The organism is Herbaspirillum sp. UBA812, from assembly GCF_002296545.1.
GTDB classification, from domain to species: domain Bacteria; phylum Pseudomonadota; class Gammaproteobacteria; order Burkholderiales; family Burkholderiaceae_D; genus Herbaspirillum; species Herbaspirillum huttiense.
The window spans coordinates 1-5,968 of the sequence record NZ_DBIC01000122.1; the positions used below are offsets into that span (position 1 = coordinate 1).

General features: G+C 63.1%; 7 protein-coding genes. All 7 read right to left on the reverse strand.

Annotated features, from left to right (window positions below; all coding sequences use genetic code 11):
• A partial coding sequence (locus B3873_RS07855; protein ID WP_286865108.1) for a sugar kinase occupies positions 1-541 on the reverse strand: 541 nt, incomplete at its 3' end.
• Between the two features lie 11 nt (positions 542-552).
• On the reverse strand, positions 553-1,296 hold the full coding sequence (locus tag B3873_RS07860) for a sugar phosphate isomerase/epimerase family protein (protein WP_286865110.1): 744 nt from the start codon (positions 1,294-1,296) through the stop codon (positions 553-555).
• Positions 1,293-2,027: an amino acid ABC transporter ATP-binding protein gene (locus B3873_RS07865; RefSeq protein WP_134221841.1), complete on the reverse strand. Its 735-nt coding sequence runs from the start codon at positions 2,025-2,027 to the stop codon at positions 1,293-1,295. Before B3873_RS07865 ends, B3873_RS07860 begins: the two co-directional genes overlap by 4 nt.
• Positions 2,014-2,664 carry an amino acid ABC transporter permease gene (locus B3873_RS07870; RefSeq protein ID WP_121038556.1) on the reverse strand — a complete coding sequence of 217 codons (651 nt, stop codon included), beginning with the start codon at positions 2,662-2,664 and terminating at the stop codon, positions 2,014-2,016. The genes B3873_RS07865 and B3873_RS07870 overlap by 14 nt, the downstream gene beginning before the upstream one ends.
• Positions 2,664-3,359 (reverse strand): amino acid ABC transporter permease, encoded by a 696-nt coding sequence (locus B3873_RS07875; RefSeq protein WP_034332369.1) that lies wholly within the window; start codon positions 3,357-3,359, stop codon positions 2,664-2,666. The genes B3873_RS07870 and B3873_RS07875 overlap by 1 nt, the downstream gene beginning before the upstream one ends.
• Positions 3,360-3,485: 126 nt before the next feature.
• Positions 3,486-4,289, reverse strand: a complete 804-nt coding sequence (locus tag B3873_RS07880; RefSeq protein ID WP_039787735.1) for a transporter substrate-binding domain-containing protein — start codon at positions 4,287-4,289, stop codon at positions 3,486-3,488.
• Positions 4,290-4,592: 303 nt separating this feature from the next.
• Entirely contained in the window at positions 4,593-5,729 is a 1,137-nt protein-coding gene (locus tag B3873_RS07885; RefSeq protein WP_286865114.1) for a LacI family DNA-binding transcriptional regulator, read from the reverse strand.
• Positions 5,730-5,968 lie beyond the last annotated feature (239 nt).

The following is a 5,968-nucleotide window of genomic DNA, read 5'->3' on the forward strand; positions in this document are numbered from 1 at the left end:
CTTCGCGCGAGGGCCACAGCATCGGCCGCAGGTTGGGGTCGAAGGAAATCGTCTTGCCCTGCGCCCGCATGAACTCCATGGCGTGATGAGCAAAGGCCATCGTCGTGGGCGACAAGGCCGGTGCGATGCCGGTGGCGTGCAGGTGTCGCGCCGCGCCGAAATACGCCGGGTCGAAATCCTCCAGCGACAGATGGCTGGCGGCCGATCCCTTGCGGTAATACTCGATGGCGGGGTCTGCTCCATCGACTGCCTTGGCCTTCAACTGAATGGCCGTGCGGAATTCCATATCGGTCAGCACGCGGCTGACCTCCACCCCTTCCTGCGCCACCCGCTTGCGGATGAAACGGCCAAAGGCATCATTGCCGACCCGGCTGGCCCAGCCCACCTTCAAACCCAGGCGTGCCAGGCCGATGGCCACATTGGTCTCGGCACCGGCCAGGCGGCGCGTGTATTTTTCCACTTCCTCAAACGGGCCGACTTCATCGGCCACCAGCAAGGCCAGGGCTTCGCCCCAGGTCACCACATCCAGTTGCATCGTCATTGTGCTTGTCCTCAGACGGCCGCCAGCATCGCCACATGGCGGCGCGTCGTTTCTTCCAGATCCGTGCCCACCAGCGGGAATTCGATGGCCCGCAGGATGCCCGTGGGGAAATGCGCCAGCATGGCCGGCCAATGCGTATCCTGCGCCTGCAGCGGCACGGCCTTGAGCTTGCCCTTGTCTTCCTGCACGCCCTTGCAGTGCACGTAGCGCACGTGCGGTGCCAGCGAGCGCGCGGCGGTCTCGGGATCGACGCCCTGCCAGTGCCAGTTGCCCATATCGAAGGTCATGCCGAAGGCATAGCCATTGCCGGTGCACAGCGCCAGGAAGCTGACGATGGGCTCCAGCCGTCCGCCCTGCGGGGTCTGGTCGTTCTCCAGCAGGACTTCGATGGGGGAATGCGAGAGGAAGCGCAGCAATGATTGCAGATCACTGCCTGCAGAAAAATGGCCGAGCGATACCTTCAGGAAACGTGCACCGAGCTCCTCGGCCTCGTTCATCGCCTGCCCGATCTGCTCGCGATCAAACCGCCCATCGGCACGGAACAATTCCAACGGCGCGGAATACACCGAGAACAGCTTGTGCTGCTCCAACAGCGCACGCAAGGCTGGCAAATCCTGCGGACCATCGAAGAGCTCACGCCGTATTTCAAGGCCAGCCGCCCCGGCCGCCGCCACCATCGGGACCAGGTCGGCATGACCGCCCCGCCGCACCAGGTCCGCCCCATAGGCCGAGGCGGCGACCAGGACCGGACTCACTTGAGCGCCCCTGCACCGATGAACTGCCTGGCTTCCGGCGTCTGCGGATCGGCGAAGAATTCCTTCGAAGGCCGCGCTTCCCACACCTTGCCCTGGTGCATGAAGACGGTGAGGTCCGCCACGCGGCGCGCGAACTCCATCTCGTGCGTCACCAGCAGCATGGTCATGCCGCCGCGTGCCAGCTCTTCCATGACCTTCAGCACTTCGGCGGTCAGTTCCGGGTCCAGTGCCGAGGTCACTTCATCGAACAGCATCACCTGCGGCTCCATGGCCAGCGAGCGGGCAATGGCCACGCGTTGCTGCTGGCCGCCGGAGAGCTGCTCGGGATAGGCGTCGCGCTTGTGGTCCAGGCCGACCTGCTTCAAGACCTTGATGGCGGTCTCGCGGGCAGTGTCGGTGGCGGTCTTCTTGACGATGCGGGGTGACAGCATGATGTTCTCCTCCACGGTCAGGTGCGGAAAGAGATTGTAATGCTGGAACACCATGCCCACATCCTTGCGCAATTCGATGAGGTGTTCGTGCTTGTTGGTCAGCTTGTGGCCGGCCACGGTGATGCTGCCGCCGTCGATGGTCTCCAGCCCGTTGATGCAACGGAGCATGGTGCTCTTGCCGGAGCCCGAACGGCCGATGATGGCCACCACCTGGCCGCGCTCGACCGACAACGAAATGCCGTTCAACACCTGGTTGCTGCCGAAGCGCTTGGTGATGTTGTCAATCTCAACGATGGGCATGGTATTTCCTCTCCAGGGCAAAAGCGAAACGGGACAGCGGATAACAGAAAACGAAGTAGATACCGGCCACGATGGGGAAGACCAGGAAGGGCTGGAAGGTCGCATTGCTGACCAGCTTGCCGGCCTGCGCCAGTTCCACCAGGCCGATGATGGAGGCGATCGAGGTGTTCTTGACGATCTGCACCAGGAAGCCCACGGTCGGCGGCAGCGAAATACGCACCGCCTGCGGCAGGATCACGTAGCGCAGCTGCTGCCAGCGCGTCATGGCCAGGGCAGTCGACGCTTCCCACTGCGGCACCGGCACGGCCTCGATGCAGCCGCGCCAGATCTCGCCCAGATAGGCGCTGGAATAGATCGTCATGGCGATGGTGGCGGCCACCATGGGCGGGAGCTTGTAGCCGAAGATCGCCAGTCCGTAGAACGACAGGAACAGGATGATCAGCACCGGCGTGCCCTGGATGATCTGGATGTACACCGCCGAGAGCAGCCGCAGCGGGGCCAGGTGCGAGGTACGCATCAGGGCCACGATGAAGCCGGCGATGCCGCCGCCGATGAAGGCCAATGCCGAGAGCAGCAGCGTCCAGCGTGCCGCCTCCAGCAGGAACATGAAATTATCGAAGGAAAATTCAGCGAGCATCACATCCTCCTCGGACGAGCCACGCCCAGGCGGCGACGGCGTTTGAAGACCACCAGTCCGATCAGCCAGAAGGCCAGGCGGAACAGCAATGCCAGCAGGATGTAGAGCACCATCACCACCAGGTAGATCTCGAAGCTGCGGAAGGTCTCGGCATCGAGCAGGTTGGCCGTGGCCGTCAGCTCCTCAGCCGAGATGGCCGAGACGATGCTGGAGGCCAGCATCATCAGCGTGAACTGGCTGGCCAGTGCCGGATAGACTTTTTCCAGCGCGGGTGTCAGCACCACATGCCGGATCACCTGCCCGCGCGTCATGGCCAGCGCCTGCGCCGCCTCGATCTGCGAAGGGTGGATGGCCATCATGCCGGCCCGCACGATCTCGGTGGAGTAGGCTCCGAGATTGACCGTCATGGCCACCAGCGCGGCGATGTTGGCATCGACCTGTACGCCGATGGAAGGCAGGCCGAAGAAGATGATGAACAACTGCACCAGGAACGGCGTACTGCGGATCAGCTCGACATAGGAGGTGACCGCCAGCCGCGCCGGTGCGCTGCCGTGGATGGAAATGATGGCGCCGAAAATGCCGACGGCCAAACCGCAGATCATCGACAGCGCGCTCAGCCGTATGGTGAGCAGTGCGCCGACCAGCAACTGATCCAGGTGCTGGAAGATGAATGCGAACTGAAAATCGTAATGCATCGTGTGCTCCTCCGACAAACCCGCGCCGTCCGTTCATCCCCTGAACGGCGCGTGATCTGTTCTTCTCAGGCTGCGCAGTTCATGGCTGCGCAGCCGCTTCTGCAAGACAGATTCCGGTTGACGGAATCAGAACACCGGCAGGTTGGGCAGCGGGCCGGCCCACTTGCGCGAGATGGCATCGAGTTCGCCGTTGAGCTTGACGTAGTAGATGAAGTTGTTGAGCCACTGCTGCAGCTCGTAGGAGCCCTTGCGCACGGTCATCGAATTGGGTTGCACCGAGTACGGGAACTTGACTTCGATCTTGCCCTGGCCACGGCTCTTGACGATTTCATTGGCCATGGTGTTGGGAATGGAGATGGCATCGACCTGGTTCGACAGCAGCGCCTGGGTCACCGTGGAGTCATCCTCGAAACGCACCAGCACCGTGCCCGGAGGGGCCAGGCGGGTCAGTGCGGTGTCGTTGGTGGAGCCGCGCGAGACGCCCACTTTCTTCTTCACCAGATCGTCCAGCTTCTTGTAGTTGCTGCCGACCGGGCCGACGATGGACAGCTCGAAGCCGCTGTAGGGAATCGTGAACAGCACCGACTTGGCGCGCTCAGGCGTGGGCGCCAAGGTGGCGGCCAGCATGTCGACCTTGCCCGATTCCAGCGCCGGGATACGGGCTGGCGGCACCAGCGGCACGATCTCCACCGGCAGGCCGAGATACTTGCCGATCAGGTTGGCCACATCGACGTCATAACCGATGGGCACGCCCTTGGCATCGACCGAACCGAAGGGCGGTGTGCCGCTGACCACACCGATAGTGATCTTGCCCTTCTTGGTCAGCTCGGCGATGCTCTGCGCGCTGGCGCTGGCGGCGCTGGCCACTGCGCAGGCAGCGGCCAGCGTCAGTGCGACGAATTTTGCGTTGAAAATGTTCTTGATGCTCATCCTGGTCTCCTGATCAATCAATGCCGTGTGGACGGCAGTCCGTTGAGTGCGACAGGCACCGAATCCCGCTGCCCGCTGGTGCGCGGCCGCAGGGACTCGCTTGCCCCTCTTTGTTGCTGCCTGCTTGTGCTTCCCGCTTGCAGGTCTGTGATGCGGCCGGAAGGCCGTAATACGGTTGCGTGATGCTGAAATACGGGCGCTACCTTTACTGAACAGCTCTGCAGTCCTGTTTCAAGGTCTTACCAGTAGTGCGCAGTGCGACGGTCAAAAACCTGCACCTTGGTACCGGTTCCAGCGCCGGGTTTAACTGCCGCTTGTTTGCGCCATTGCCACCGTTGACGCGGGCCGGAGCTTGCTCACGATGCCGCTCACCAGCGCACGCTGCGGATGGCCGTCCACACTGGCGGTCGAACCGCGGCAGACGAGGCGGGGATCCAGCAGCATTTCCATGCGCACCGAGCGCTCGCCGTGGATGCGGACCAGCAAGCGTTCGATGGCCGTAAAGCCGATGTCATAGGTCGGTTGTTCGATGGTGCTGATGCCGCTGCCCACCAGCGGCGACCATGCCAGTTCATCGAAACACAGCAGGCCCACGTCATCCGGAAAGCACAGCGACATGCTCTGCAAGGCCAGCGCGATCTGCAGCGAGACCATGCCGTTGCCGGCCAGCAGGGCCACTCGCCCCGTGCTGCCGGCGGCCGCCCGGCGCAGGAAATATTCGCGCACGACCGTGGCCACATGGCCGGGCTGGTCCACATCCACTTCCAGCGTCTCGCCATGGCAATCGGGACGTTGCGCCATCGCCTGCAAAAATCCCGCCTGCCGCCCCTGCCGCGAACTCACGCCGAACAGCGGCTGCACCACCAGTGCGATATCCGTATAGCCCTGCGCCAGCAGGTGATGTGTGGCCAGTTGCGCGGCCTTGACGTTGTCGAGGCCGACCAGGTCGAAGTCGCAGCCTTCCACGTGCCGGTCCAGCAGCACCACCGGAAAGGCCGCCTGACCCAGCTCGCGCAGCGGCGTCACGTTGCGGCCCTGGGTGTTGAACAGCAGGCCTTCCACGCTGTAGGAATGCAGGGCGGCCAGCGACTGCTTCTCGCGCGCCTCGTCATTGCCGGTGTTGCACAGCATGAGCGTGTAGCCATGCTTCTGGCAGGCCGCTTCCGCGCCATGCAGCACGGCCACCGAATAGGGATTGAGGATGTCCGCCACCAGCATGCCGATGAGCCGCGTACGGCCACCCTTGAGCCCGCGCGCCATCTGGCTGGGCTGATAGCCCAGGCGCGCGATGGTCTTGCCGATCTGGTCGCGCAGCGGTGCCGAGAGCGCGTCGAATTCGCCGCCCAGGTAACGCGATACGCTGGTCTTGGACACCCCGGCCTCCCGCGCAACCTGCGCGATGGTGACCCGGTCGGTGCCGGTCTTGGTGTGTTGTCTCACTATTGCCCGCCAAATCGTTGAACTGCGTCGGTTGATTTGTCTGAAGGCTCCGGGCTGCTCATTTATATGAATCTTTTGGAACCGGTTCCAAGATAGCAGCGGGATCCGGGCGGGTAAAACTTATTTCAGATGAAAAATTTGAGCAGATGCCATGAACGGCGCGCTCACGTTCTCGCGCGGCAATATGAATGGATCAGCGCATGAGACGGGGGCGTTCCGGCGATTGCTTCATTCCCGCC

Coding starts and splice junctions, on each gene's coding strand:
- B3873_RS07865 (WP_134221841.1), bottom strand. CDS start 2,027: ATGCCCATCGTTGAGATTGACAACATCACCAAGCGCTTCGGCAGCAAC.
- B3873_RS07870 (WP_121038556.1), bottom strand. CDS start 2,664: ATGCTCGCTGAATTTTCCTTCGATAATTTCATGTTCCTGCTGGAGGCG.
- B3873_RS07875 (WP_034332369.1), bottom strand. CDS start 3,359: ATGCATTACGATTTTCAGTTCGCATTCATCTTCCAGCACCTGGATCAG.
- B3873_RS07880 (WP_039787735.1), bottom strand. CDS start 4,289: ATGAGCATCAAGAACATTTTCAACGCAAAATTCGTCGCACTGACGCTG.